This is a genomic window from Nonomuraea sp. NPDC052129 (assembly GCF_040680095.1).
Lineage (GTDB): Bacteria > Actinomycetota > Actinomycetes > Streptosporangiales > Streptosporangiaceae > Nonomuraea.
In genome coordinates, this window is record NZ_JBFAVX010000021.1 from 150,711 (window position 1) to 172,991 (window position 22,281).

At 69.8% G+C, this 22,281-nt stretch carries 20 protein-coding genes and 1 pseudogene; 13 read left to right on the top strand and 8 right to left on the bottom strand.

Annotation, left to right across the window (positions count from 1 at the left end):
* The first annotated feature begins 8 nt into the window (after positions 1 to 8).
* Complete coding sequence (locus tag AB0L53_RS36650; RefSeq protein WP_364004119.1) at positions 9 to 1,925, top strand: transposase; 1,917 nt, start codon at positions 9 to 11, stop codon at positions 1,923 to 1,925.
* Positions 1,926 to 2,221: 296 nt separating this feature from the next.
* On the opposite strand, the pseudogene AB0L53_RS36655 reads toward AB0L53_RS36650, so the two are convergent.
* A pseudogene (locus AB0L53_RS36655) lies at positions 2,222 to 3,547 on the bottom strand (serine/threonine-protein kinase); the annotation flags it as partial.
* A 253-nt stretch (positions 3,548 to 3,800) separates the two neighbouring features.
* Between AB0L53_RS36655 and AB0L53_RS36660 the strand changes: the two are divergent.
* Positions 3,801 to 4,202, top strand: coding sequence for an NUDIX domain-containing protein (locus tag AB0L53_RS36660; RefSeq protein WP_364004121.1), 402 nt, complete (start codon positions 3,801 to 3,803; stop codon positions 4,200 to 4,202).
* Positions 4,203 to 4,252: 50 nt separating this feature from the next.
* On the opposite strand, the gene AB0L53_RS36665 is transcribed toward AB0L53_RS36660, so the two are convergent.
* On the bottom strand, positions 4,253 to 4,861 hold the full coding sequence (locus AB0L53_RS36665) for a dihydrofolate reductase family protein (protein WP_364004124.1): 609 nt from the start codon (positions 4,859 to 4,861) through the stop codon (positions 4,253 to 4,255).
* 327 nt (positions 4,862 to 5,188) lie between these two features.
* Here AB0L53_RS36665 and AB0L53_RS36670 point away from each other — a divergent pair, with 327 nt between their 5' ends.
* On the top strand, positions 5,189 to 7,864 hold the full coding sequence (locus AB0L53_RS36670) for a LuxR C-terminal-related transcriptional regulator (protein WP_364004127.1): 2,676 nt from the start codon (positions 5,189 to 5,191) through the stop codon (positions 7,862 to 7,864).
* Between the two features lie 8 nt (positions 7,865 to 7,872).
* Here AB0L53_RS36670 and AB0L53_RS36675 read toward each other — a convergent pair whose 3' ends face one another.
* From AB0L53_RS36675 to AB0L53_RS36685, 3 genes are all read right to left on the bottom strand, one after another.
* Entirely contained in the window at positions 7,873 to 8,340 is a 468-nt protein-coding gene (locus tag AB0L53_RS36675) for a nitroreductase family deazaflavin-dependent oxidoreductase (RefSeq protein WP_364004130.1), read from the bottom strand.
* The gene (locus AB0L53_RS36680; protein WP_364004133.1) at positions 8,337 to 9,383 is read right to left on the bottom strand and encodes an alpha/beta fold hydrolase; all 1,047 of its coding nucleotides are present in this window, start codon (positions 9,381 to 9,383) and stop codon (positions 8,337 to 8,339) included. Before AB0L53_RS36680 ends, AB0L53_RS36675 begins: the two co-directional genes overlap by 4 nt.
* A gap of 94 nt (positions 9,384 to 9,477) precedes the next feature.
* Positions 9,478 to 10,008 (bottom strand): PadR family transcriptional regulator, encoded by a 531-nt coding sequence (locus AB0L53_RS36685; protein ID WP_364004136.1) that lies wholly within the window; start codon positions 10,006 to 10,008, stop codon positions 9,478 to 9,480.
* Between the two features lie 271 nt (positions 10,009 to 10,279).
* Between AB0L53_RS36685 and AB0L53_RS36690 the strand changes: the two genes are divergently transcribed.
* From AB0L53_RS36690 to AB0L53_RS36710, 5 genes are all read left to right on the top strand, one after another.
* Positions 10,280 to 11,014 (top strand): hypothetical protein, encoded by a 735-nt coding sequence (locus tag AB0L53_RS36690; protein ID WP_364004139.1) that lies wholly within the window; start codon positions 10,280 to 10,282, stop codon positions 11,012 to 11,014.
* Between the two features lie 184 nt (positions 11,015 to 11,198).
* Complete coding sequence (locus AB0L53_RS36695) at positions 11,199 to 12,509, top strand: sensor histidine kinase (protein ID WP_364004142.1); 1,311 nt, start codon at positions 11,199 to 11,201, stop codon at positions 12,507 to 12,509.
* A 14-nt stretch (positions 12,510 to 12,523) separates the two neighbouring features.
* Positions 12,524 to 13,222 carry a response regulator transcription factor gene (locus tag AB0L53_RS36700; RefSeq protein WP_364004145.1) on the top strand — a complete coding sequence of 233 codons (699 nt, stop codon included), beginning with the start codon at positions 12,524 to 12,526 and terminating at the stop codon, positions 13,220 to 13,222.
* Between the two features lie 282 nt (positions 13,223 to 13,504).
* A complete protein-coding gene (locus AB0L53_RS36705; RefSeq protein ID WP_364004148.1) occupies positions 13,505 to 13,897 on the top strand; it encodes a hypothetical protein in 393 nt (130 codons plus the stop codon).
* A gap of 78 nt (positions 13,898 to 13,975) precedes the next feature.
* Positions 13,976 to 15,184, top strand: a complete 1,209-nt coding sequence (locus AB0L53_RS36710) for a cytochrome P450 (protein ID WP_364004151.1) — start codon at positions 13,976 to 13,978, stop codon at positions 15,182 to 15,184.
* Between the two features lie 151 nt (positions 15,185 to 15,335).
* Here AB0L53_RS36710 and AB0L53_RS36715 read toward each other — a convergent pair whose 3' ends face one another.
* Positions 15,336 to 15,956: a TetR/AcrR family transcriptional regulator gene (locus tag AB0L53_RS36715; protein ID WP_364004154.1), complete on the bottom strand. Its 621-nt coding sequence runs from the start codon at positions 15,954 to 15,956 to the stop codon at positions 15,336 to 15,338.
* A gap of 79 nt (positions 15,957 to 16,035) precedes the next feature.
* On the opposite strand from AB0L53_RS36715, the gene AB0L53_RS36720 reads away from it, so the two are divergent.
* The 4 genes from AB0L53_RS36720 (at position 16,036) to AB0L53_RS36735 (ending at position 19,608) form a co-directional block, all read left to right on the top strand.
* Positions 16,036 to 17,454 carry a DHA2 family efflux MFS transporter permease subunit gene (locus tag AB0L53_RS36720; protein ID WP_364004157.1) on the top strand — a complete coding sequence of 473 codons (1,419 nt, stop codon included), beginning with the start codon at positions 16,036 to 16,038 and terminating at the stop codon, positions 17,452 to 17,454.
* 172 nt (positions 17,455 to 17,626) lie between these two features.
* Positions 17,627 to 18,025 (top strand): DUF6069 family protein, encoded by a 399-nt coding sequence (locus tag AB0L53_RS36725; RefSeq protein ID WP_364004160.1) that lies wholly within the window; start codon positions 17,627 to 17,629, stop codon positions 18,023 to 18,025.
* A gap of 19 nt (positions 18,026 to 18,044) precedes the next feature.
* Complete coding sequence (locus tag AB0L53_RS36730) at positions 18,045 to 18,401, top strand: YciI family protein (protein WP_364004163.1); 357 nt, start codon at positions 18,045 to 18,047, stop codon at positions 18,399 to 18,401.
* A 7-nt stretch (positions 18,402 to 18,408) separates the two neighbouring features.
* The gene (locus tag AB0L53_RS36735; protein WP_364004166.1) at positions 18,409 to 19,608 is read left to right on the top strand and encodes an RNA polymerase sigma factor; all 1,200 of its coding nucleotides are present in this window, start codon (positions 18,409 to 18,411) and stop codon (positions 19,606 to 19,608) included.
* Between the two features lie 393 nt (positions 19,609 to 20,001).
* On the opposite strand, the gene AB0L53_RS36740 is transcribed toward AB0L53_RS36735, so the two are convergent.
* Positions 20,002 to 20,652: a response regulator transcription factor gene (locus AB0L53_RS36740; protein ID WP_364004169.1), complete on the bottom strand. Its 651-nt coding sequence runs from the start codon at positions 20,650 to 20,652 to the stop codon at positions 20,002 to 20,004.
* Entirely contained in the window at positions 20,649 to 21,563 is a 915-nt protein-coding gene (locus tag AB0L53_RS36745; RefSeq protein ID WP_364004172.1) for a hypothetical protein, read from the bottom strand. The genes AB0L53_RS36740 and AB0L53_RS36745 overlap by 4 nt, the downstream gene beginning before the upstream one ends.
* A 110-nt stretch (positions 21,564 to 21,673) precedes the next feature.
* Between AB0L53_RS36745 and AB0L53_RS36750 the strand changes: the two genes are divergently transcribed.
* A complete protein-coding gene (locus AB0L53_RS36750) occupies positions 21,674 to 22,255 on the top strand; it encodes a hypothetical protein (RefSeq protein ID WP_364004175.1) in 582 nt (193 codons plus the stop codon).
* The last annotated feature ends 26 nt before the right edge of the window (positions 22,256 to 22,281 follow it).

The window sequence follows — 22,281 nt, forward strand, 5'->3', positions numbered from 1 at the left end:
CACCAGGCATGCTGCGCACCGCAGTGGATGAGAAGAGCGGCGAACTCCTGACCTCCCATGTGCTGGCCGAGCGCGTCGGATGGGCTGTCGACCTCGTATCCGGCATGGTCGGCGCGCTGACCACCGAACACTGGAACAGCGCCGATGTGGACCGGTTGGCCTGTGGTGTGGACGCCGGGGGCCGCAGACTGCCGTCGAATGCCTGGATGGCCCTGCGACGCCTCGGCTGGACGGCTGCCCCGCCCGAGGGCATCAAGGTCAACGACCGTATCGTGCGCATAGCTCAAGAGGCGGCCGGGCGGACGCTGCGGTCGGCGAAATGGCGCGCCGACCTGACCGCCGCGGTACTGGCCACCTGGCCCGCCGATCCGAACAAGCGCACCGCGAAGGAGTGGGAGCAGGTCCGTGCGGCGGCACCCGGTGGGCAGTTCCTGCCATCCAGCGTGATCAAATCCCGCACCCGCCAAGCGGCTGCCTTCACCACCGAGCACGGGCGCCTTCCGGCCGATGTGTTCGAACTGGAGCCCCCGCCCCGGGCGGCGCGGATACTGCTGCTGTCGGCATGCGACGCCCAGCAGGCCACCATCGAACGCGCCGACGACTCCACGCGGGCGCTGCTACGACTCCAGCTCCCCACCCGGCCCGACCCGCAGGCATACATGGACTGGACGTGGGTCGCCTGCCCCATCACCCTGCCCCCGACGATCCCGCCGAATGCGGTGCTGCACCTGCCCGCCGTGCGCATCCACCGCGGCCGGGCACGAGCCGATCTCGCTTACACCGTGGCCGTCCCCAAGACCCAGCGCACCGGACACACCGTTGCGCTCGGTGTGGACTGGGGGCTTAACACGCTGCTGAGCGCGGGTGCGGTACGGCTGCACAGCGACGGGAAGATCACCGCTCTCGGGGCCGGGGGACAGTTCCGGGCAGCTGGGGTAGCGGCCAAGCAGCACCGGCTCCGGCGTCTGTCAGAGCGTCTGCACGCCAAGAACGACCACTACCAGCGGCTCATGAACGGCCGCGCCCCCGATCCGGCTCTGGCAGCCAACCACACGCTCCTGTCGCAAGAGATCCAGCGCGTCAGCGCCCGCCGCTCCAACCTCAACGACGCCCTGTCCTGGGCCGCCGCCCGCTGGGCCGTGGACCAGGCCATCGCCGCCGGCGCCAGCGTCATCTACCTGGAAGACCTGCGGTCGATGGAGGCCAAGGGCATGGGCCGCACGCACAACACGCGCATGTCCCAGCAGGTGCGCGGGCAGATCACCGACCGCATGCGGCACCTCGCCGCCGAGACCGGCATCGCCGTGGTGAGCGTCCCAGCCCGCGACACCTCCAAGCACTGCCCCCACTGCCTCACACCGCTGCGCCACCGCAAGGCACCCGACCGCCCCACGGTCGCGGGCTGGAAATGGGCCATCTGCCCCAACCCATCCTGCGGCTGGCAGGGCGACCGCGACATGGGCGCCTGGCGCCGCATCGCCGCCCGCGGCCTGAGCCATCAGGCCACCACCGCCATCGACCCTGCCAGCGCAACCATGGCCATCCGCACCATCGTGGACAAACTCGAAACCAACGCCGTGCTCGCCCCGGCCACCACCAACAGCCGCAGCGACCGGTCCAAGACCGGACCGACCCGGCACAGGCCAACACGCCCCGCGCCCAGGCGACGCAGGGCACCCTCCCCCACCAGCCCCCAGGGTCCGGCGGGCAAGCGTCCGGAGGGACACGCACCCACGGACCGGGCCCGGCTGCCCCGCGCAGCCCACCGGAACCAGGACGTGACAACGATCAGCACACCCACCACCGGCCACCGGCCACGCGGAGCAGCCCTGGGCGCGGGATTCCACCTCCACGCCCACGCCACCCCTCCACGGTGGGCACAACCCCCGCCAGACACCATGTCCGACGTGGGATCGCTCAGCTGATCAGAGACGCTCCACACCCGTACCTTGCCGTCGTTGCCGGCGGAGACCGCTACCGGGTAGCCGGCCGATTGAGCGAGCGCCACCGACTCGATCAAGCCACGATGGTCTTTGAAGGGTTTGCCGATCGGTTCGCCGGTGGCCAGGTCCCAGACCCGTACGGTCTGATCGTTGTAGCCGCCGGAGACCACCACCGGTCGGCCGTCGGTCAATGGCCCCGCTGCCAGCCCCAGGGCCCAGCTCTGGTGGCCTTTGAAGGGATTGCCGACCGGTACGCCGGATTTCAGATCCCAGACTCGCACCGTGCCGTCGCGACTGCCGGAGACCGCTACCGGGCGACCGGTCAACTCTCCTGTCGCTACCGACCAGACCGATCCTCGATGGCCCTTGAAGGGTTCGCCGATGGGGGTGCCGGTGGCTAGGTCCGATATCTGCACTGTGCCGTCGTAGCCGCCGGAGACGATGACCGGGCGGCCGTCCAACTGTGCCACCGCTACCGACAGGATCCACTTCTGGCGGCCTCCGAGTGGCTCGCGGATCAAGGTGCCGAAGGGGGAAGGGTTCGGCCGTACCTTCGAGGCTGTTGGGCGGGCGGTGCCAGAGAGGGCATCCGTCACGACGGGCCGCAGCCAGCAGGCGGCGGGGATCATGATGACGGCAGCGACCGTCGCGAGCACCGTCACCAGGCGGCGTCGGGCGTGGCGCCGTACGGAAGAGCGGGCGGGTAGTGGCGGCTGCCGGGAAACAGGCGGCTTCCCCGCTGTGGGCGCTGCCACGGGGCGGCCGGGATCATCGGGCAAGGGCGCGTGCGGGTCCTCAAGGGGAGTCTCATGGGTGAGAGCGGTGAACAGGTCACTGACGCCAGGCCGTAAGGCGGGATCTTTGGCCAGGGAGGCGGCCAGCAAGGGGAGGAGGTGGTCGGGGACGCCCGTCAGGTCGGGTTCGCGGGTCATGATCGCGCTGAGCACCACGGCCGAGACCGCGCCGGGGAAGGCTCGATGCCCGGTGGCGGCGTACACGATGGTGGCGGCCCAGGCGAACACGTCCGACGCCACGCCGGCCGGGTCTCCATTGAGCTGTTCGGGCGACAGATAAGCCGGGGTCCCTGTCAGACCGGATTGCGTGGAGGAGCCTTCGAGCATGCGGGCGATCCCGAAATCGATGACCACCGGCCCTTCCCGCCCCATGATCACGTTGCTCGGCTTGAAGTCCCGGTGGACGATGCCGGCCCGGTGGATCGCATCCAGCGCGATCAAGGTAGTGATCGCCAACCGGTCCAGGCCGCCGCCGGTGCGCGGTCCGTCCTGGGCGACGAGTTCCTCTAGGGACGGCCCACGAACGTACTCACTGACCAAATAGGGGCGGCCATTGACGATTCCCGCGTCGATGACACGCGCCGTACAGAACGCCGCTACGTGCCGGGTCATCTCGGTTTCGCGCAGAAAGCGTTTCTGAGCTGCGTCAGAGGTCATACGGGCATGCAGCGTCTTGACCGCCACTGACTGCCCGGAGGACGCTTGACCGAGATAAACTACCCCCTGGCCACCGACGCCCAGTACGCCGGTCAGCCGATAATCCCCGATCCGGCGGGGATCGCCCTCGGCCAGCGGGCGCGGACCGGACATGACGTTTCCTTCTCCTGGCCTCACTGGCGAACAGTTCAGCTGCTCTTGGATTCCCAGATAAAGGTATATGTCCGCTTAAAAGAGTGAAAGCAGTCCCGTTTTTGCGCACAGGTTGAATGTGCCCGAGTGAACTGTCGCGGCTTATCGGGTATCGCGTCTGGCCGTTGCCGTCTCCAGTCGTGGCAGACTCATCGAACGACCGGACGAACCCGCCGCTCGATCGGCCGTTCTCAACCAGCGAGGGGGACGCACGATGGCCACCACCATCGACAAGATCGCCTGGATCCACCTGCGGGACGGCAGAATCCTCAGCACTCGCTCACGCGGCAAGGACGTCTACTACCTCCCTGGCGGCAAACGCGAACCCGGCGAAACCGATCTCGACACCCTCGTTCGCGAGATCGACGAGGAACTGTCCGTCGCCATCATCCCCGCCACCGCCACCCACGTGGGCACCTACCAGGCGCAGGCACACGGCCACGCCGACGGCGTTGCCGTACAGATGACCTGCTACACCGCCGATCACCACGGAACACCCACTCCCAGCAGCGAGATCGAAGAAGTCATCTGGCTGACGTACGCCGCCCGCGATCGGGTAGCTCCTGTGGACCAGATCATCTTCGACCACCTGCACGAAACCGGCCGGCTTCACTGACTCAACGACCTACAGGGTCGCGGAGGAGGCGGGGGAACCGAAGGTGATCGTTATGCGCGTAGGTCGTAACTGATATGGGTGACTCTGTCGCCGGCCACGATGCGCGGGTTCTCCATCATGGTGGTGGGGACCTTGTGTTCTCCGAAGAACCGGATCCCGTCGCCGAGCAGGACCGGAGCGACGTACATGTCGACCTGATCCACCAGCCCGGCGCAGATCGCCTGTCCGGCGAGATCGCCTGCGGCGAGGGAGATCGTGCGGTCGCCGGCCGCCTGCCTGGCGCGAGCCACGGCCTCTTCCAGGCCGCCGGTGACGAAATGGAACGGGGCCTCGGGGTAGCGGCTCGGCCAGTCACCGGGGGAACGGTGGGTGAGGACGAAGACGTGATCACCCACGGCGGGGCGGCCACCCCAGCCGTCGGTGAGGTCGAACAGACGGCGTCCGATGATGGCCGCGCCGATGGCCGGCCAGGTGTCGCGGAGCAGATCGGCGCTGGCGGGAGCTGGCCGGTATCCACCCTTCGGCCGGTACTGGTGGGGTGCGACGGTCAATTCCTGCGGGCCGTTGAAGTACCAATCGAACAGCGGCCCAACGCTGTCGTTCCGATCGGCGATGAAGCCGTCCGCGGATACCGTCGCGCCGACGATCACTCTGCTCATGTACTTCTCCTGTCTGGTCGTGCCTGCTCAGTCGTCAGCCGCCAGGACACGTCACCAGCCGCCTGGTCCGGTTACGCTGCCATCGCCGGCCTGTTCCTTCGGTCAGCGAGGGGATCTGGTTCGGTGGTCTGCGAGGGGAGGCTGGATGCTGCCTGGTGAGCGGCCGATCGGGTCAGTGCGGCCCTATGTGAGCGGGTCAGTCGTGGATTCGGGTCATAGCTTCGTAACCGCCGTCGGTCACTCTCACCTCCCGGCTCGACTCCAGCATGCGCCCGCGGCGGTCGGCGGACATCCGTACCGGCCACGTGCTCACCACCTGGAGGCCACGTGCTCGGCCACGTGAGCGGGCCCGAGATCTCGGCGCGGGAGGCCGAGGTGCTGACGGCGCTCGGCGCCGGACTGTCCAACGCCCAGATCGCCCGCCGCATGCACATCTCCGTCCGTACGGTCGAGGGCCACGTCTCCTCGCTGCTGCGCAAGTACGGGGTGACCGACCGGCAGGCGCTCGCCGCGCGCGCCGCGACCACCGATGAGACGATCACGCCGCCCGGGACCATCGCCGGCCTGCCACGCCCGCGGACCAGTTTCGTCGGGCGGCGGGACGAGGTCGGCGCCGTGCTGGCGGCCGTGGCGGACGGCCGGCTGGTGACGCTGGCCGGGCCGGGCGGGGTGGGCAAGACTCGGCTCGCCGGGGTGGTCGCGGAGGAGGCGGCGTCGCGATATCGCTACGGTGCGGCGTTCGTCGATCTGGTGCCCGTACGAGACGGCCTGGTCGGGCAGGCGATCGCCGCCGTGCTGGGCGTGTCCGAGCATGCCGAGCAGCCGGTGGAGCAGGCCGTGGTGGCCCGGTTGCGGCGCGGCCCGTCGCTGCTGGTGCTGGACAACTGCGAGCATGTGCCCGACGCGGTGGCCGAGTTCGCCGAGCGGATCCTGGCCGCCTGTCCCACCACGATCCTGGCGACCAGCCGGGAGCGGCTAGGGCTCCCCGGCGAGCGGGTACACCCCCTCGCGCCGCTCGCGCTCGGTTCGGACGCCGAAGAGCTGTTCCGGGACCGCGCCGAGCTGGCACACCCCGGCCACCAACTAGACCCGGCGACGGTGACGGATCTGTGCGCCCGGCTGGACGGTCTGCCGCTGGCGATCGAACTGGCCGCGGCGCGCAGCGCCTCGCTGGGTGCCACCGGGATGCTGAGCGGACTGGGCGACTACCTGCGGTTGCTGACGGGAGGTCGCGGGGCGGTAGTACGGCATCGGTCGCTTCGAGCGGTGATCGGCTGGAGTTACGACCTGCTCGCCGAGGACGAGCGCGCCGTGTTCCGGCGGCTGAGCGTGTTCGTCGGCGACTTCGACCTGCCGGCCGCCGCCGCTGTCGCCGGCTTGTCCGCCCCTGACGCCGCCGACATGCTCGGCCGGCTCGTCGACAAGAGCCTGATCCGGCACCGGCAGGGCAACTGGCACCTGCTGGAGACCATCCGCGCGTTCGCCGCCGAGCAACTCGACGACGACCCAGAGCGTGACCTGGTGCGGCGGCGGTACCTGAGCTGGGCCATCGACACCGCGACCGGCCTCGCGGCGCGGCTCGGCGAGAACTGGCATCCCACCTTCGACAGGGTGGCGGGTGACCTGCGCGCCGCACTGGCGACGGCACCGGACTCCCATGGGCTCATCCGGCTGCTGGCCCGGCTCACCTTCGCGCGTGGGTACCTGCGCGCGGCCACCGACTGGTACGAGCGCGCGGCCGGCTGCGCGCCGACGCCGCCGGAGGCGATCGACGATCTCGGCCACGCGGCCGACTGCGCGCAGGTGATCAACGACTCGAGCCGAGCGTACGACCTGTGGCTGGCCGCCGCCGAACGGGCCCGCGCGGCAGGCGACGGCAACGCGCGCGCCGTCACGCTCGCCCGCGCCGTCGAGATGGCCGGCCGGTTCCCGGTCACCTTCCGCAGTCAGATCCCGTACGAGCGGCGCCGCGAACTCCTGGAGGAGGCGACCGCGGCCGGCGATCACGATGATCCGGTCGTCGCCGCCCGGCTGGCCTGCGCGGCCGCCTGGACCGACGGCCCCGAAGTGCTTCAGCCCGATTTCGACCTGGCCGCGGCCGCCGTCAAGGCGGCACGGGTCACCGGCGATCCGATCCTGATCAGCACCGCCCTGGACGCGGCGCGTACCGTCGCGACCAACGACGGCCGCGGCCGCGAGGCGCATCAGATCACCAGCGAGCGCCTGGAGTTGCTGGCCGGCCTGGATCCGCACAGTCCCGCGTACGTCGCCGAGATCGACGACGCCCAGGCGCTCGCCTGCCTGGACGCCGTGGCCGCCGGCGACCTGCCGGCCGCGCGTACCATCGCCCGGCTGATCGGTACCGACGGCCTGTCCGGCGACAGCGCGTATCTGACCGCCAGCAAGACCATTCCGATGGTCGTCCTCAGCGGCGACCTCGACGAGGCCATCCGGCTCGCCGACGCCATGTGGGCGGGCTGGCAGCGCGCCGGACGGCCGCGGATGTTCTGGATGCAGGTCACCATGCCGTTCGTCATCCTCGCCCACGGCCTGCGCGAAGACCGGGACAACGTGGAACGGTGGCGGAACCGCGCCGCGCGGAGCGCCGCTCCCCACCAGAACGGCTCCTTCCAGTCTCGGCTGGCCCCGCTGACCACCTTCGTCGACGCCAGGATCGCGCTGCATCTAGGTGATCTGGACCGGGCGGCGGAACTGGCCGAGCACGCCTGGCAGTACCGGATGCGGGCCCGATACCTGCCGTTCGCCCGCGCTGCGGCTGTCGAGCTCGCGGTGGCCGCCGAGCTTCCGCGTGCGGAAGCCGACCTGGCCGCGGCCGCCGCGGACACCAGGGAAAACGACTGGGTCGCGGCCACCGTGTTGCGGGCGACCGGTCGGCAGTACGCCGACCTCGACGCGCTGTCCCGCGCGGCCGAGTTGTGGGCCCGGATGGGTGCCCGTTTCGAGCACACCTGCACGCTGAAGCTCTCCGCGCGCGACCTGTAAGGGCCTTTTCAGCTAAAGACCGCGCCCGCCTGCTCGATGACGACCACCGGGATCTCCCTGGGCGCCTTTCGCTGGTAGCCCGTGTAGTGCGGCCATATAGCGGTCATCGTCTCCCACAGGTGGGGCCGCTCGTCCGCGGTCGCCGGGCGGGCCACCGCGTCGAACACGTCGGCGCCCACCTGCACCCTGACCCGCGGCTGGGCGAGCAGGTTGTGGAACCAGAGCGGATGGTCGGCCGCGCCTCCGTTGGAGGCGACCACGAGGTAACGGTCGCCGTCGCGGCCGTAGATGAGCGCGGTGCGGCGCGGTAGTCCTGAACGGCGGCCGGTGGTGGTGATCAGCAGGGTGGGCGCGCCGTGGAAGAGGTGGCCTCGGGCGCCGCCGGACTCGACGTAGCTGTTGACGTGCCTGGCCACCCACCTGGTCGGACTGTCGGTCGGCTCCTGGCTCATCGGGTCACCCTGTTCGTGGCTCATCGAGCCGCTCCGTTCGTTGCTCCTTGGGCCGCCCCGCCCACGCGGCGGTCGACCCACTCGCGGGCCTGCGCGAACCAGTGGGGCGCGGTGCGGTGCGCGTTCAGTACGTGCCCGGTGCCGGGGACCACGATGGTCTCCAGCCTCGCGCGCGGGCCGTAGAAGGGGGCCTCCTGACTTCTGAGCGCGGCGGAGGAGGAGCGGGCTCCGGCCAGCAGCTTGTCGTGCTCACCGTTGACGATCAGTACGGGCGCCTGGATGCTCTTGTTGATCGAGGGCGGGGTGTAGGAGTCGCCGGGCGGGAAGACGTCGGTGGTCTTGGCGGCCTCGTCGGCCGCGATGACTTGGGGGTCGGCGTTGGGCCGGTGGTAGAACCAGGTGGCCCGAAGGCCCGGTCGGGTGGTGAGGTAGCCGTCGTCGAGCCCGCGTTCGGCGAAGCGCGGATCATCGGCGGCCCGGTAGATCCCCGCCCCCATCTGCTCGAACGCGGCCTCGTTGGGCACGCTCGACTCGCCGGTCAGGATGACGCCGTCCACCTCCGCCGGATGCGCGGCGGCCAGGGTACGGGCAAGGGTCGAGCCGAGCGAGTGGCCGACCAGAACGACCTTGGCGAAGCGCGGCCCGCCGAGGCGACCCTCGCGCAGTTGCCGGATGAGCTGGCGGATGACGATCTGGTGGGTGTCCTGCCGGAAGCGGGCGCTGGGCGGGTACGAGCTCGCGCCCGTCCCGAGGCGGTCGATGGCCAGCGTGGCGTACCCGGCGGCGGTCATCGTCTCGACGAACGAGGGCCGCTGCCGGTCCCCGCGCATCTGCCAGTAGGCCCGGCCATAGAAGCCACCGGGGATGAGCAGCTGAACGCTGGTGGCGCGGCCGCGCGGCAGGCACAGGGTGCCGGCCACGCGCTGGTCGGCGGCGCCACCGGCGGTCATCGCCACCTTGGCGGTGACGGTCCTGCAAGTGGTGGCGGTGTTCGCCGCCGCCGTGGTCGTGGTCGTGGTCACGGGAATCAAGATCAGCGCCAGTAACGCTGCTGCCGCGATGCGCATGGAACTCCTTCTGATACCCAAATTTGGTTAACCAAATTTGGGTATCGAACTATGGCTCATCGGCCTCCCCACCGTCAACTCGAATCCCGGTCGCTCAGACCGGTTCGTCGCCCCGTTCCAACCTGCCGATCAGGCCACGGGTCCACGCCGCGTCATTCGCCGCCTGCGCCGCGCGCAGGCCGAACAGCTCCCTCAGGTGCGTTGGCCGCTCTTGCTCGTGCATCGCGGCCACGATCCGCGCCTGCTCGACCTCCAGCGCTCGCAACCGCTCCTTGAGCAGCCCCAGCGCCTCCTTCTCAGGCAGCGCGGGCAGCAGCGCGAGGGCTGCGCCGAGCAGCTCCGGGCGTCGGTCCGGCACGCTCAGGGCACTTCTCAGCAGCCCGAAGAACTCCGCCTCGCCCTTGTCGTTGATGGCGTAGTCGATGCGGCCCGGCCACTCGTGCACCTCGGTGGCGTCCAGCAGGCCGTCCTTGGCCAGCTGACGGAGAGCGTGGTAGATCGAGCCCGACCTGAGCCCTGCCCACTGTGCGACCTCCCACGAATCCAGCTCGGATCCGACCAGGTAGCCGTGTGCCTGACCGTGCAGCCGTACCACGCCGAGGACCAGCAGTCGCGTCGCCGACATCGTCTCCCTCACTCGCCGCGGGCACGTCGTACCCACCGATCGCGCGCCCGCCCCAGGCTAGCCGTCCGTGGAGCGGGGCCGGGACGGACGGTGCGCCTCGGGGCAAGGGCGCCGCCCCGAGGTACGCGCGGGAGCACCGAGCGGCATGGCGCCCGGTCTCAAGGCCGGACTGGAAGCCGACACGAGGCAGGCCCGTACGACCACAGTCTGACCTGAAAGTATGGCCCGTGCTCCGACGACGCGGCGCATGCGGCTGCAGCATTGTTGGCCCATGACTTTCCCGACTCCCTCAATCGCCGTTTCGAGTCCTGTCCTGCCGGGACGCTGGGTGGGCGGCGCCTCCCTCATCGTCGGCCCCCTGCTACTGCTCGCTGGGGTCCTGCTTCGCCTGCGCTACGACTTCTTCTTCCCTGCGCAACTGAGCGCGTACGAGCAAGAGCCGGACCTCATGACGGCCTCCTACAGCCTTGTCGCCGCCGGGTGGGTGCTGCTCTGGCCGGGAGTCGTGCTTCTCGCTGTCAGGATCGGCGAAGGTTTCCGGGAGCTGGCTGTATGGGGCGGCACCTTAACGGTCCTCGGCCTGTTCGCCCGAGCGTTTCATGCCGGTGTCGATCATCTGGACTTCCAGCTGGTGACCATTCAGGGGGCGGCATCAGCGACGCGAACGGTGAGCGAGACCTACGGCGCGTTCCACATCTTCAGCGCACTGAACGCCGCCATCATGGGCGGTTGGATTCTGCTGGCCATCGGCGCGTACCGCTCGGGGGTGTTCGGACCGCTACGTGCTTTGGCTCTCGGCTTGGCATCGGCGATGCCGCTGGGGGTGCTGAAGGGAACGACTCCTTGGTCGATCGCCGCCGCTGCGGGACTGTGCGTCGCGCTCGTCCCTCTGGGCGTGGCCACATTGCGCACCGGGCCGGTCCCGCGAACGGCCACGGTGGCCGGAAGGCTCCTCCTGGTAGGCGTTGTGGGCATCGCCATGTTCCTCTTCGGACAGGCCGGATGATGGGGCGTCTTGGGGCGGGTCGGATGGTTGGGCGGCTTCGGGCAGGCCCGATGAAAGGGCGTCTTGGGGTGGGCCGGATGATGGGGCGGCTTCGGGCAAGCCCGATGAATGAGCATCTGGGGCAGGTCGTATGAGCGGGGATCTTCGGGGAGGGCGGATGAGCGGGCATCGATATCGTCGTGCGATGCACATAGCCCAGTGGCGCCTGCGGGCACGCGAGCACCTGCGGACACGCTGGCACCTTGGGACACCTTGGCACCTGGGGACACGCGTTCACCTGGGGACACGTGCGCACCTGCTGGCGCTCGACGTCTGCGTGGCCGCCGCCGTGGTGGCTGTGCACGTGTCACTGGCCGGCCAACACGACTCGGACGGCTTGCCGCAGTTCTCCGGTCCGTGGTGGCTTGGCTGGCTGGTGGCCGTCTGCGTGGGAGCGCCGGTGGCTGTGCGGCGCCTGTGGCCTCTGCCTGCCCTGGCCGTGGTTCTGGGCGCTTCGGCAGCGGCGACATTCCTCGACATCACCCGCGATCCCTACGTTTCCACGGCCCTGGCCGCCTACGTGGTGGCGCTCGTCGAGCCGGTACGCCGGGCTTCGGCGGCGCTGGCCCTGACCCTGGTGGTCTCGGCAGCCGCGGTCATCACAGGTGAGGCGGTCATGACACCATCCGGTCCGTGGCTGGAAGCCGTCGGCACCGCGGCGCTCGTCTGGCTGGTCATCGGCGCAGCGTGGGCCGCCGGCCGTGTCGTGCGCCAACGGAGAGTCCGAGCCGCCCGACAGGAGCGGCGCCTGGCCGAGGAGGCGCTGAGCGAGGAGCGCTTACGCATCGCCAGGGAGCTGCACGACATCGTCTCGCACAGTCTCAGCGTGATCGTGGTCAAGGCAGCGGTCGCCAACCATGTGGCCGAGGAACGCCCCCAAGAGACGCGCGACGCCGTTCAGGCGATCGAGCAGACCGGCCGGGAGGCACTCGCTGAGATGCGGCGCGCCCTGGGGGTGCTGCGCGGCGAAACCGCCGGTCAACGCGCGGGCGAGCCCGGCTCGGCGAAGATGGGTCCCCTTCCCGGACTGGATGACCTGCCGGCCCTCGTCCAACGCGCCGAACAGGCGGGAGTCCGTACCGAACTCCGCACTCAGCTGGCCGTCCACCTCCCCGCGGGCCCGGCGCTGGCCATCTACCGGATCGTGCAGGAGGCATTGACGAACGCGGTCAAGCACGCCGGCGCCGGAACCCACTGCCTGGTGACGATCACCGTCGACTCACGAGGAGACGCGCATATCGAGGTGGTCGACGACGGAGCCGGCAACGCGGTGGTGTCCGATGGGGCGGAGCTCAAGGGCGGGCACGGACTCGTGGGGATGCGCGAACGCGTGATGATGTACGGGGGGACATTGGCGGTCGGCCCGCGACCCGACGGCGGCTTCGCCGTGTCAGCTCGTCTCCCGCCCGAACCCGATCACAACACGGCCACGAGCCGGAAAGAGGGAGCCGCGTGACCGAACCGATCCGGGTGGAGGGGGCCGTGCCCGAACCGATCCGGGTACTCGTCGCTGATGACCAGTCGCTGCTTCGAGGCAGCTTCCGGGTTCTTATCGACACCGCCCCTGGGCTGACCGCAGTGGGCGAGGCGAGCAACGGTGCCGAAGCCGTCGAGAGCGCACGACGACTCTGCCCGGATGTGGTGCTGATGGATATCAGGATGCCCGGAATGGATGGCATCGAGGCGACCCGGTACATTGCCGGATCTCCCGAGACAGCCGGGACACGCGTTCTCATCCTCACCACCTTCGACCTCGACGAGTACGTCTACGGTGCGCTGCGGGCCGGGGCGGCCGGGTTCCTCCTCAAAGACACCTCTCCCGATGTCCTGCTGGCAGGCATCCGCACGGTCGCCGCCGGTGAGGCCCTTCTCGCACCATCGGTGACCCGACGCCTGATCGCTGAGTTCGCTCGCCTTCCCCATGGACACCAGGCACCGGGCACCTCGCTGGACGACCTCACGGAGCGCGAGCGTGAGATTCTGGTGCTCGTGGCACGTGGGCTCTCCAACGCCGACATCTCCGAATACCTGCACCGCAGCACCGGCACCGTCAAGACGTACATCGGCCGGCTGCTGAGCAAGCTGGGGGCGCGGGACCGCGCGCAGTTGGTGATCAGCGCTTACGAGTCAGGGCTGGTGAGCGCCGCTCATCCATCGACCGATTCCTGAACCCGATCGCACGTGTGATGTTCGACGTTCGCTCGCGCGATGTTCGGTGTACGCAGCGGGCTGTAGGCCAACCGCGGTTGGTCAGCGGTCAGTAGGCCAACCCGCAGCCCGCGGCACGAGCAGTGGGCAGTCGATTCGGCGCTGAGGCTGGCCACCGCTGGCCACCGCTGACCACCGGTCAGCAGGCATCGTTGACGCCATCAGGTTAAATCAAGCAATTGACTTAATCCGACGGCGAGAGTTTACTGACAATGCAGGGGAGCCGGTTCGGGAGGAGTCCTGGTGAGGCGCGATGGCGACGTGCGTGACTGGGTGGCCTGCCTGGTGCGTCCGGTCACCGAGCACCTGGCCGCCATGGGTAACCCCACCTGGTTCGCCCGCTTCGGCGCCCAAGTGATGACCGGCCCGGCCCTGCACGAGATCATGATCGACGAGGCGCGCATCTCTCCCTCGCTCGTACGGATCCTGGACGGCCTGAACCGTTGCCTTCCGGACCTGCCGCTCCCAGTACGAGCCGAGCGCAAGCACATGACCAGCACCCTGATGATGCACACGTGCCGACCGCGAACGGGCACTGGCCGAGGGCCGCACCACGCCCCGGGTCGGCTGGCACGGCGCGGCGACCGGCCTGATCGACGCGATCGTCGCAATATGGACGGCGCCCGTGACACGTGAGTCGAACAACGTGGACCCGATACCGGAACCGAAGCCCAGCGTGGCCTCGCTCCAGCCCTGTGCGGAAGGACGTAAGTCATGACCGAGATCTTGAGTCAGCCCGAAGTCCCGGAATTCCCCGGTACGAGGGCGGCGCGCTGCCCGTTCGACCCGCCGCCGAACCTGCACGCTCTGCAGAAGGAGGGCCCGCTGGCCAAGGTACGGCTGTGGGACGGCAGCACGCCGTGGATGGTGACCACGTATGCCGAGCAGCGGGCACTGCTGGCCGATCCCAGGGTCAGCGCCGAGTTCTCCCGCCCCGGCTACCCGAGGCAGGGTCCCTTCACCGGCTCGTTCGCCAGTTTCATCATGATGGACGACCCCGAGCACCACCGGCTGCGCCGCATGGTGCAGGCTCCGTTCACCGTCAGGCGGGTGGAGGGGATGCGGCCGGCCGTACAGAAGATCGTGGACGATCTGATCGACGATCTGCTGGCCGGGCCGAAGCCGGTGGATCTGGTGGAGGCGTTCGCGCTGCCGGTCCCGTCGCTGGTGATCTGCGAGCTGCTCGGCGTCCCGTACGCCGACCATGACTTCTTCCAGGACAACAGCAAGGTCATGATCAACCGGGGCACCGCCCCCGAGGTCCGCGCCGCCGCCAGCGCCCGGCTGGCCGAATACCTGAACGCCCTGGTGGGCGAGAAACTCGCCAACCCCGCCGGCGACCTGCTGTCCCGGCTGGCCGAGCGAGTCAAGACCGGTGAGCTGTCGCAGCTGGAAGCCGCGCAGATGGGAGTTCTCCTGCTCATCGCCGGGCACGAGACCACCGCGAACATGATCGCGCTCGGCACGTGCGCCCTGCTGCAGAACCCCGACCAGCTCGCGCTGCTGCGCGCCGGCGACGACCCGGAGCTGGTCGCCGGGGCCGTGGAAGAGCTGCTGCGCTACCTCAACATCACCCACAGCGGACGCCGCCGGGTCGCCCTGGAGGACATCGAGATCTCCGGCCAGACCATCCGGGCGGGCGAGGGGCTGATCATGCCGAACGACATCGGCAACCGCGACCCCGAGATCTTCCCCAACCCCGACGAACTGGACATCCGCCGCGACGCCCGCCGCCACGTGGCCTTCGGCTTCGGCGTCCACCAGTGCCTGGGCCAGCCGCTGGCCCGGATGGAGCTGCAGGTCGCCTACAGCACCCTCTACAAGCGCATCCCCACGCTGCGCTTGGCGGCCGACCTGGAGCAGATCCCGTTCAAGCACGATGGGGCGGTGTACGGCGTCTACGAACTGCCGGTCACCTGGTAACCCATCCCCACCGGCGGGCAGTGGCGGTGTGCCCCGGCCGGCATCCAGGCCCGCGCCCTGCGCATGCGGCCCTGGCGGCTCGACCACCACACGCATAACAGGTCAGGCGTGGCCGGCATGCTCCTCGGCCGTCGTTAAGGGGCGTCACGGCTCAGGGTGTTCCCCAGGCCCGGACGAACGTCTCCATGGCGGTGCGGGCCATGGTCCGTAGTTCCGAGTCGGTGATCTGCTGCGTCCCCATCCGGGTGCGGGCCTCCAGGGGCCCGGTCAGCAGGGCCATGAACTGCTCGGCCGCCAGATCGGGGTCGGTGGTGCGCAGGCGTCCGGAGAGCGCGAGCCTGGCCAGCCGGTCGGCCAGGGCCTGGTTGAGCCGGTGCGGGCCACTGTCCAGGACGAGGTCGAGAGCATCGGGGAACGTGGTGATCTCCGAGTAGAGCAGCCGTTTCAGCGAGCATGATCGCTGGTCGGTGTGCAGCCGGAGCAGCTCGTACGCGACGCCCTCCAGCGTGGCGGGCAGGTCGTCGCCGGGCACGGCGAGCGGGTCGAGGGCGGCCAGTCGCTCGCTCAGCACGGTCTGCGCGGCGGCCTCCAGGGCGTGCCTGAACAGGGTGGCCTTGTCGGTCATGTGGTTGTACACCGTCGGCTTGGCCACGCCCGCCTCGGCGGCGATGTCCTGTACACCGGCCTGCGCGTAGCCCAGCCGGGCGAACACCGTGAACGCGCCCTCCAGGATCGCCTGCCGCTTGTCGATCCGCCCGCGCGTGGTGCTCATGCCGTCGATTGTACTCGCCAGTTCAACTTCGTGGACCTATGGGTTGCATGCGTACGCATGGGGTCACTACTTTGAACCAATGAGTTCAAATGCTTCGGCCGATGACCGGCTGGACCCACAACTGCTGGGCACGATCGCCGTGATCCTGCTCGGCGGGCTGCTGGGGATCCTCAACAGCACCATGGCGGCCGTCGCCACGGACACCCTGGCCGCGGCCTTCGACACCTCGCTCAGCACGATCGGCTGGGCGTCCACCGGCTTCCTGCTGGCCGTGACGGCCACCATCCCGTTCACCACCTGGGCCGTGGACCGGTTCGGCGGCAAGCGGCTGTGGGTGGCCGGTCTGCTGATCTTCTTGATCGGCTCGCTCGCCGCCGGGCTGTCCTGGAACGTCGGCAGCCTGATCGCGTTCCGGGTGCTGCAGGGGTTCGGGGCGGGCCTGCTCGATCCGCTCGTACTGATCCTGCTGGCCCGCGCCGCCGGGCCGGGCCGCGCCGGGCGGGTGATGGGGCTGATGGGGGTGGTGCTGTCCCTCGGGCCCGTACTCGGGCCGATCGCGGGCGGCGCGATACTCGACGCCTTCGAGTGGCGGTGGATGTTCCTTATCGGCGTGCTCGTCGGCGTGGTCGCCCTCGTGCTCGCGCTGCGGGTCATCCCCGCTGACAGGCCCGGGGAGAGCGGCGGTGCCCGGCTGGACGTCTTGGGGCTGGCGCTGCTCGGACCCGGCCTCGCGGTGGTGGTGCTGGCTCTGTCGCAGGTGGCCGAGCAGGGCGCGTTCACCGCCTGGCAGGTGCTACTCCCGCTGGGCGCGGGCGCGGCCGTCCTGATCGGGTACGCCGTGCACGCGCTTCGCACCACAGCGCCGTTGATCGACCTGAGGTTGTTCGCCAACCGGGGCTTCACGGCGAGTGTCACGATCATGGGCCTCGGCGGGATGGCGGTCTTCGCCTCCCTGTTCGCGCTGCCCCTGTACTACCAGCAGGCGCACGGGCACGGCGTGCTGGCCGCCGGGCTGCTGATGGCCCCCGTCGGGCTCGGCGGCTCGATCGCCATGCCGGTGGCCGGGCGGCTGTCGGACCGGCTCGGCCCCCGCGGGCTGGCCACCGGCGGCGCCCTCTTGGCGGCCCTGAGCGGGCTGGCGCTCACCCGGATCGGCGCGGACACCCCCGAGATCTTGCCGGTGCTGGCCTCACTCGGGATCGGGCTGGGCATGGGCTGCTTCAGCGCGCCGGCGATGGGCTCGCTCTACCGGGCGCTGCCGCCGGACATGGTGGCGCAGGGCAGCTCCGTGCTCTACATGCTCAACCAGCTCGGCGCGGCACTCGGCGTCGCGCTGGTCACGCTCATCTTCCAGACCTCGGGCGACCCGATCGGCGGTGTCCACGGGGTCTACTGGTTCGCCGTGGGCATGATCGTGATCGTCATGGTCCTGATCCCGCTCCTGCCGGGCCGGCCGCGGACGCCGGTCGTACAGGATGAGCTCACAAGGACCTCGTGAATTGGCTGATGTCGCCGGATCGCTCGTGAGGAGTAGGCATTACTCGCCTCGGACACGGTTGGGCCGAGTACGTCTGCTGATTTTTTCGGTACTGGTGTCGAATGGCGTCGAGCCCGTTCGTAGCCAAGGTGAGAGACCGGCAACGGCCGGTCGCCACTCACCGGAGGGTCAAATGTCCGTCATCACCACCACCGCTCCCACGAAGCCGCTGATCACCGGCGGTCTGACCGCAGCGGCGGTCGCCGCCGTGGCGACCTCGGCCGTCGCCGCGGCGGGTGAGTTCGCCGGGATCAGCCTCGTTGTCGGTGGCACGCCGATCCCGGTATCCGGGTTCGCCGTGCTGACCGCCATCTTCTCCGTGGTGGGCCTGGTGCTGGCCCTGGTCCTGGCCCGCTGGGCTCGCCGTCCGCACGCGGTGTTCGTCCGCACCACGATCGTGCTCACCGCGTTGTCACTGGTGCCGGATGTGCTCGCGGACGCGTCCGCGGCCACGAGGGGACTGCTGATGTTGACGCACGTGGTCGCCGCCGCGATCGTGGTCCCGGCCATCGCTCGCCGCCTGCCGGCCTGACCTTTCGTAGGAGTTCACCATGAAGCAGTACCTGCTGGCCGTCCAGTTCGACGAAAGCGCGCCGTCGCCTTCCAAGGAGGAGATGCAGGCGCAGATGGCCCGGACGGGCAAGGTCACCGACGAGATGCGGGCCGCTGGTTCGTGGGTGTTCGTCGGCGGCCTGCTGGCCTCGCACGCCACCACGGTCGTGCGCCCCGGCAACGGCACGATCACGATGACCGACGGCCCGTTCGCCGAGACGAAGGAGCAGCTGGGCGGGTTCTGGGTGATCCAGTGCGACGATCTGGACCAGGCGCTGTCCTGGGCTGAGAAGTGCGCGCTGGCCTGCGGGAGCCCGATCGAGGTGCGCCCGTTCTACGACGGGTCGGGGGAATGAGCACGGGATGGATCTGGACGGCATCTATCGGGCGGAGTACGGCCGGTGCGTGGCCACGCTGACGCGCCTGCTCGGTGACATCGGGCTCGCCGAGGAGGCCGTACAGGACGCCTTCGCGGTGGCCGTCCAGAAATGGGAGGAGCCGCCGCCCAATCCCGGCGCCTGGATCGTGACCACCGCCCGCAACCGGGCGATCGACCGCCTGCGCCGGGAATCCACCCGCGAGGCCCGCCACGCCCAGGCGCTGCTGCTGCATCACCCCGACGAGCCGGAGGAGGCGGGACCGGTGCGTGACGATCAGCTCCGCATGATCTTCACCTGCTGTCACCCGGCGCTGTCGCCGCTCGCGCAGAGCGCGCTCACCCTGCGCCTGCTCGGCGGGCTGGAGGTGACGGAGATCGCGCGGGCCTACCTGGTGCCGGAGGCGACCATCTCCCAGCGGATCGTCCGCGCGAAGAAGAAGATCCGCGATGCCGGCATCCCCTACCGGGTGCCCGGCGCCGCCGAACTCCCCGACCGGCTGACCTCGGTACTCACCGTGCTCTACCTGGTCTTCAACGAGGGATACACCTCCACCTCCGGGCCGCTGCTGCGCACCGACCTGTGCCTGGAAGCGGTCCGCCTGGCCAGGGCGCTCGCCGAGCTGATGCCTGATGAGCCGGAGGCGATCGGGCTGCTGGCGCTGCTCCTGCTCATCGAAGCCCGGCGGCCGGCGCGGGTGGGGCCCTCGGGTGAGCTGGTGGTGCTCGCCGAGCAGGACCGGTCGCTGTGGAACCGGGAACTGATCGCCGAAGGACATGAGCTGGTACGCCGGTGCCTGCGCCGTAACCAGCCGGGGCCGTACCAGCTGCAGGCCGCGATCAACGCCGTGCACACCGACGGGCCGGCGACCGACTGGGCGCAGGTGCTGGCGCTGTACGACCAGCTGCTGCGGCACGCCCCGACCCCGATCGTGGCACTCAACCGCGCGGTCGCCGTCGCCGAGGTGCACGGACCGGCGGCGGCGCTGGCCACCGTCGACGAGCTGGACCTGCCGGGCTACCACCTGCTGCCCGCCACCCGCGCGGACCTGCTCACCCGCCTCGGCCGTACCGCCGATGCCATCGCCGCCTACGACGAGGCCATCGCCCTGGCCACCAACGACACCGAACGAACCTTCCTGCGGACGCGACGGGCAGACCTGGAGCAAAGAACCGAGAGGAGATGACAAGGAGCGTGCCCACCATGGAGCAGGCAAAGGTGGGTGCCACCCTGACCGCCGGCAAGGCCGCAATGCTCGACCCGCCGTACGCCATCGGTTTTATGCCGCCGGGCAGAACACCGACTTGAGAGCGGCCGTGATGCGCCGTGGTGCGGTGGCGCGCTCGCTGGGGCGAACGCGGGGTTGCCCGCGCACTGGCCGCCCGAGGGCAGCGGCGGCTGGCCAGGCGCCGGGCGCGGATGTACTTCCCGGCCCCCGGCAAAGACGTCCAGGTCACGGTCGATGCCCATGGTGAATTCACCGCGGAGAGCCCCGTCTTCCCCACCCGTGCGTGGGGACGTTTCGCATCTAACGCGCCGGTGATACGGGGCGGTTACGTTCTCAAAGACAAGGGTCCGCTCACATGAGGCGCCCCTCGGCGCCGGCGAAGATGAGGCCGAATTCGTAGGCCAGAACCGCCGCCTGGGTGCGGTCGCGAGCCCCGAGCTTCTCCAGGACGTGGCGGACGTGCGTCTTGACCGTCTCTACGGAGACGTACAGGGTCGCCGCGATCTCCGCGTTGTTCTGTCCGTACGCGATGTGTCGCAGTACGTCCAGCTCGCGTGGGGTCAGCTCGACCGGCACGCGCGGCTTCGACCTACCGGCATGTGGTGAGGCGATGCGGCGCAGCGCGTCGGGGAAGAGCACCGCGTCGCGGGAGTGCACGAGCCGGATGGCATCCACCAACTCCTCCGCGGGCGCGCGCTTGAGTACATAACCGGCCGCGCCGGCGCGCAGCGCACCCCAGACCAGCTGGTCGTTCTCGAACGTCGTGACCACGATGACCCGCGTCGCCGGGGACTGGCGGGCGAGTTCCTGGGTGGCGGTCAGGCCGTCGAGGCGGGGCATGCGGATGTCCATCAGCACGACGTCCGCGCCACTGCCGGCCTCGACGGCCGCACGACCGTCGGCTGCCTCGCCGGCGACCTCGATGTCGTCGTGGAAGGAGAGCATCGTCGACCAACCCGAACGGATCAGCGTCTCGTCGTCGGCCAGGACGACGCGGATCACAGCGGCAGCGTCGCCTGGATGCGCCACGTGCCCTCCATCTTCTTGTGTACGAACGTGCCGCCGGCCAAACGAGCCCGCATGCGCATGCCGGTGAGACCGCGCCCTTCCCGGCCGGGCCGCGGGGAGGTGTCGGTCGTTTTGTTGTCCACGGTGAGGATCAAATTGTCGCCGGTGGCGACGTCGATCACTATCGGGCCCTGCCCGTGACGCAGGGCGTTGGTGAGCGCCTCCCTGGCGATGGCGAAGGCCACGCGCGAGGTGGCGGCCGGAACCCGGTCGAGGCGGCCGACGTTCGCGCGCACGTCGAGGCCGCGGATCAGCTCGCGGAGCGAGCCGAGTGTGGGCGTCTCGGCCGGGTCGCCGTCGTCGAGTACGCGCAGCAGCACGTCGAGGTCCTGCTGGGCGTTTCGGGCGGTGTTCGTCAGATGGCTGAGCGAGTCGCCGACCTCCGGCACGCGCGCCTTCTGCAGCGCCGCTTGAGCGGCCATCGCGGCCAGTGTGACCGCCGCGAGGATGCACACCTGGGTCAACTCACCTGGAGCCGCGCGCCACCGCGATACGTCGCCCAGCCGGACCAACCCAGGAGACAGCAGCAACACCCCCGCACCAAGGGTGGCGCCGCCGTACAGGTGCAGGCTTGTCAGGGCGGCCAGATAGAGCCGATCGGTCCCTTGGGGCACATCGACGCCGAGCAGTTCCGACAGCGCAGCCCTCTCAAGGCGCCGCATCAACGGCACCGCGGCCAGCAGCATGGAGGCAGGCAGGCACGCGGCCCACAACGCGAACACCCGCACCGGAGTCTGCTCCGCCAGGATGACCAGGCCGAGCGCCACGGCCATCGGGGTCAGCAGCGCGGCCCCCAGCAGCTGGTAAATCCCGGCCCGCACAGCTCGGGGGAAGCGACCTTTCACGGGGACCGACGTTAGCCGACGGCCCGCCGCCCGGCCTCCCTCGTGTGGGGGATGAGCAGGCTCGGGACAGGTGTGATCCTCAAAGGCACCACCCTTTGAGGAGAATCTTCATGACCGCTGACACCCTGTGGAGCAGACTGCATGGCCGGACCTCGGCGGGCGTCCCCCGCTGGGCCGTGCTGGCCGCCTACGCCATCCCGCTGGCCGTGCTGCCCTCCAGCCTGTGGCGCATCGCCGCCTTCATCTTGGATGTGCCGCTGCTGGAGCCCGGCCCGACGCCTGCTGGGCAGGAACAGCTGAACGGGTGGTGGTACATCCTTCTGCTCAGCGTGGTGAGCGAAGGGGCGGCCCTTCTCGCCGTCGGGCTGGTCAGCGAGTGGGGTGAGGTGTGGCCGCGTTGGGTGCCGGTCCTGCGTGGCCGCCGGGTGCCGGTCATGGCCGCGGTCATCCCCGCCGGCCTTGGCGCGCTCGCGCTGCTGGTCTTCCCCTATGCGATGATCAGCATCAGTCTCGGGGTGAAGTTCAACGGTGACCCGACCGGATTGGTCACGCACGGCTGGCAGACAGTGGTCTTCCATGCCATGTACTGGCCGCTGGCCGTCTGGAGTCCTCTGCTCGCCCTGCTGACGGTGCACTACTATCGCCGCCGCACTGTCGCACCCCGCGGGCGCGTCATGGCGCCGTCCCGATAAGCCCGCGCTCGCCGTCCGCGGCGTTT

Excerpts from the sequence above, each read along its gene's own strand:
- AB0L53_RS36650 (WP_364004119.1), top strand. The coding sequence starts at position 9 with ATGCTGCGCACCGCAGTGGATGAGAAGAGCGGCGAACTCCTGACCTCC.
- AB0L53_RS36660 (WP_364004121.1), top strand. The coding sequence starts at position 3,801 with ATGGCCACCACCATCGACAAGATCGCCTGGATCCACCTGCGGGACGGC.
- AB0L53_RS36665 (WP_364004124.1), bottom strand. The coding sequence starts at position 4,861 with ATGAGCAGAGTGATCGTCGGCGCGACGGTATCCGCGGACGGCTTCATC.
- AB0L53_RS36675 (WP_364004130.1), bottom strand. The coding sequence starts at position 8,340 with ATGAGCCACGAACAGGGTGACCCGATGAGCCAGGAGCCGACCGACAGT.
- AB0L53_RS36680 (WP_364004133.1), bottom strand. The coding sequence starts at position 9,383 with ATGCGCATCGCGGCAGCAGCGTTACTGGCGCTGATCTTGATTCCCGTG.
- AB0L53_RS36685 (WP_364004136.1), bottom strand. The coding sequence starts at position 10,008 with ATGTCGGCGACGCGACTGCTGGTCCTCGGCGTGGTACGGCTGCACGGT.
- AB0L53_RS36690 (WP_364004139.1), top strand. The coding sequence starts at position 10,280 with ATGACTTTCCCGACTCCCTCAATCGCCGTTTCGAGTCCTGTCCTGCCG.
- AB0L53_RS36695 (WP_364004142.1), top strand. The coding sequence starts at position 11,199 with ATGCACATAGCCCAGTGGCGCCTGCGGGCACGCGAGCACCTGCGGACA.
- AB0L53_RS36710 (WP_364004151.1), top strand. The coding sequence starts at position 13,976 with ATGACCGAGATCTTGAGTCAGCCCGAAGTCCCGGAATTCCCCGGTACG.
- AB0L53_RS36715 (WP_364004154.1), bottom strand. The coding sequence starts at position 15,956 with ATGAGCACCACGCGCGGGCGGATCGACAAGCGGCAGGCGATCCTGGAG.
- AB0L53_RS36720 (WP_364004157.1), top strand. The coding sequence starts at position 16,036 with ATGAGTTCAAATGCTTCGGCCGATGACCGGCTGGACCCACAACTGCTG.
- AB0L53_RS36725 (WP_364004160.1), top strand. The coding sequence starts at position 17,627 with ATGTCCGTCATCACCACCACCGCTCCCACGAAGCCGCTGATCACCGGC.
- AB0L53_RS36730 (WP_364004163.1), top strand. The coding sequence starts at position 18,045 with ATGAAGCAGTACCTGCTGGCCGTCCAGTTCGACGAAAGCGCGCCGTCG.
- AB0L53_RS36735 (WP_364004166.1), top strand. The coding sequence starts at position 18,409 with ATGGATCTGGACGGCATCTATCGGGCGGAGTACGGCCGGTGCGTGGCC.
- AB0L53_RS36750 (WP_364004175.1), top strand. The coding sequence starts at position 21,674 with ATGACCGCTGACACCCTGTGGAGCAGACTGCATGGCCGGACCTCGGCG.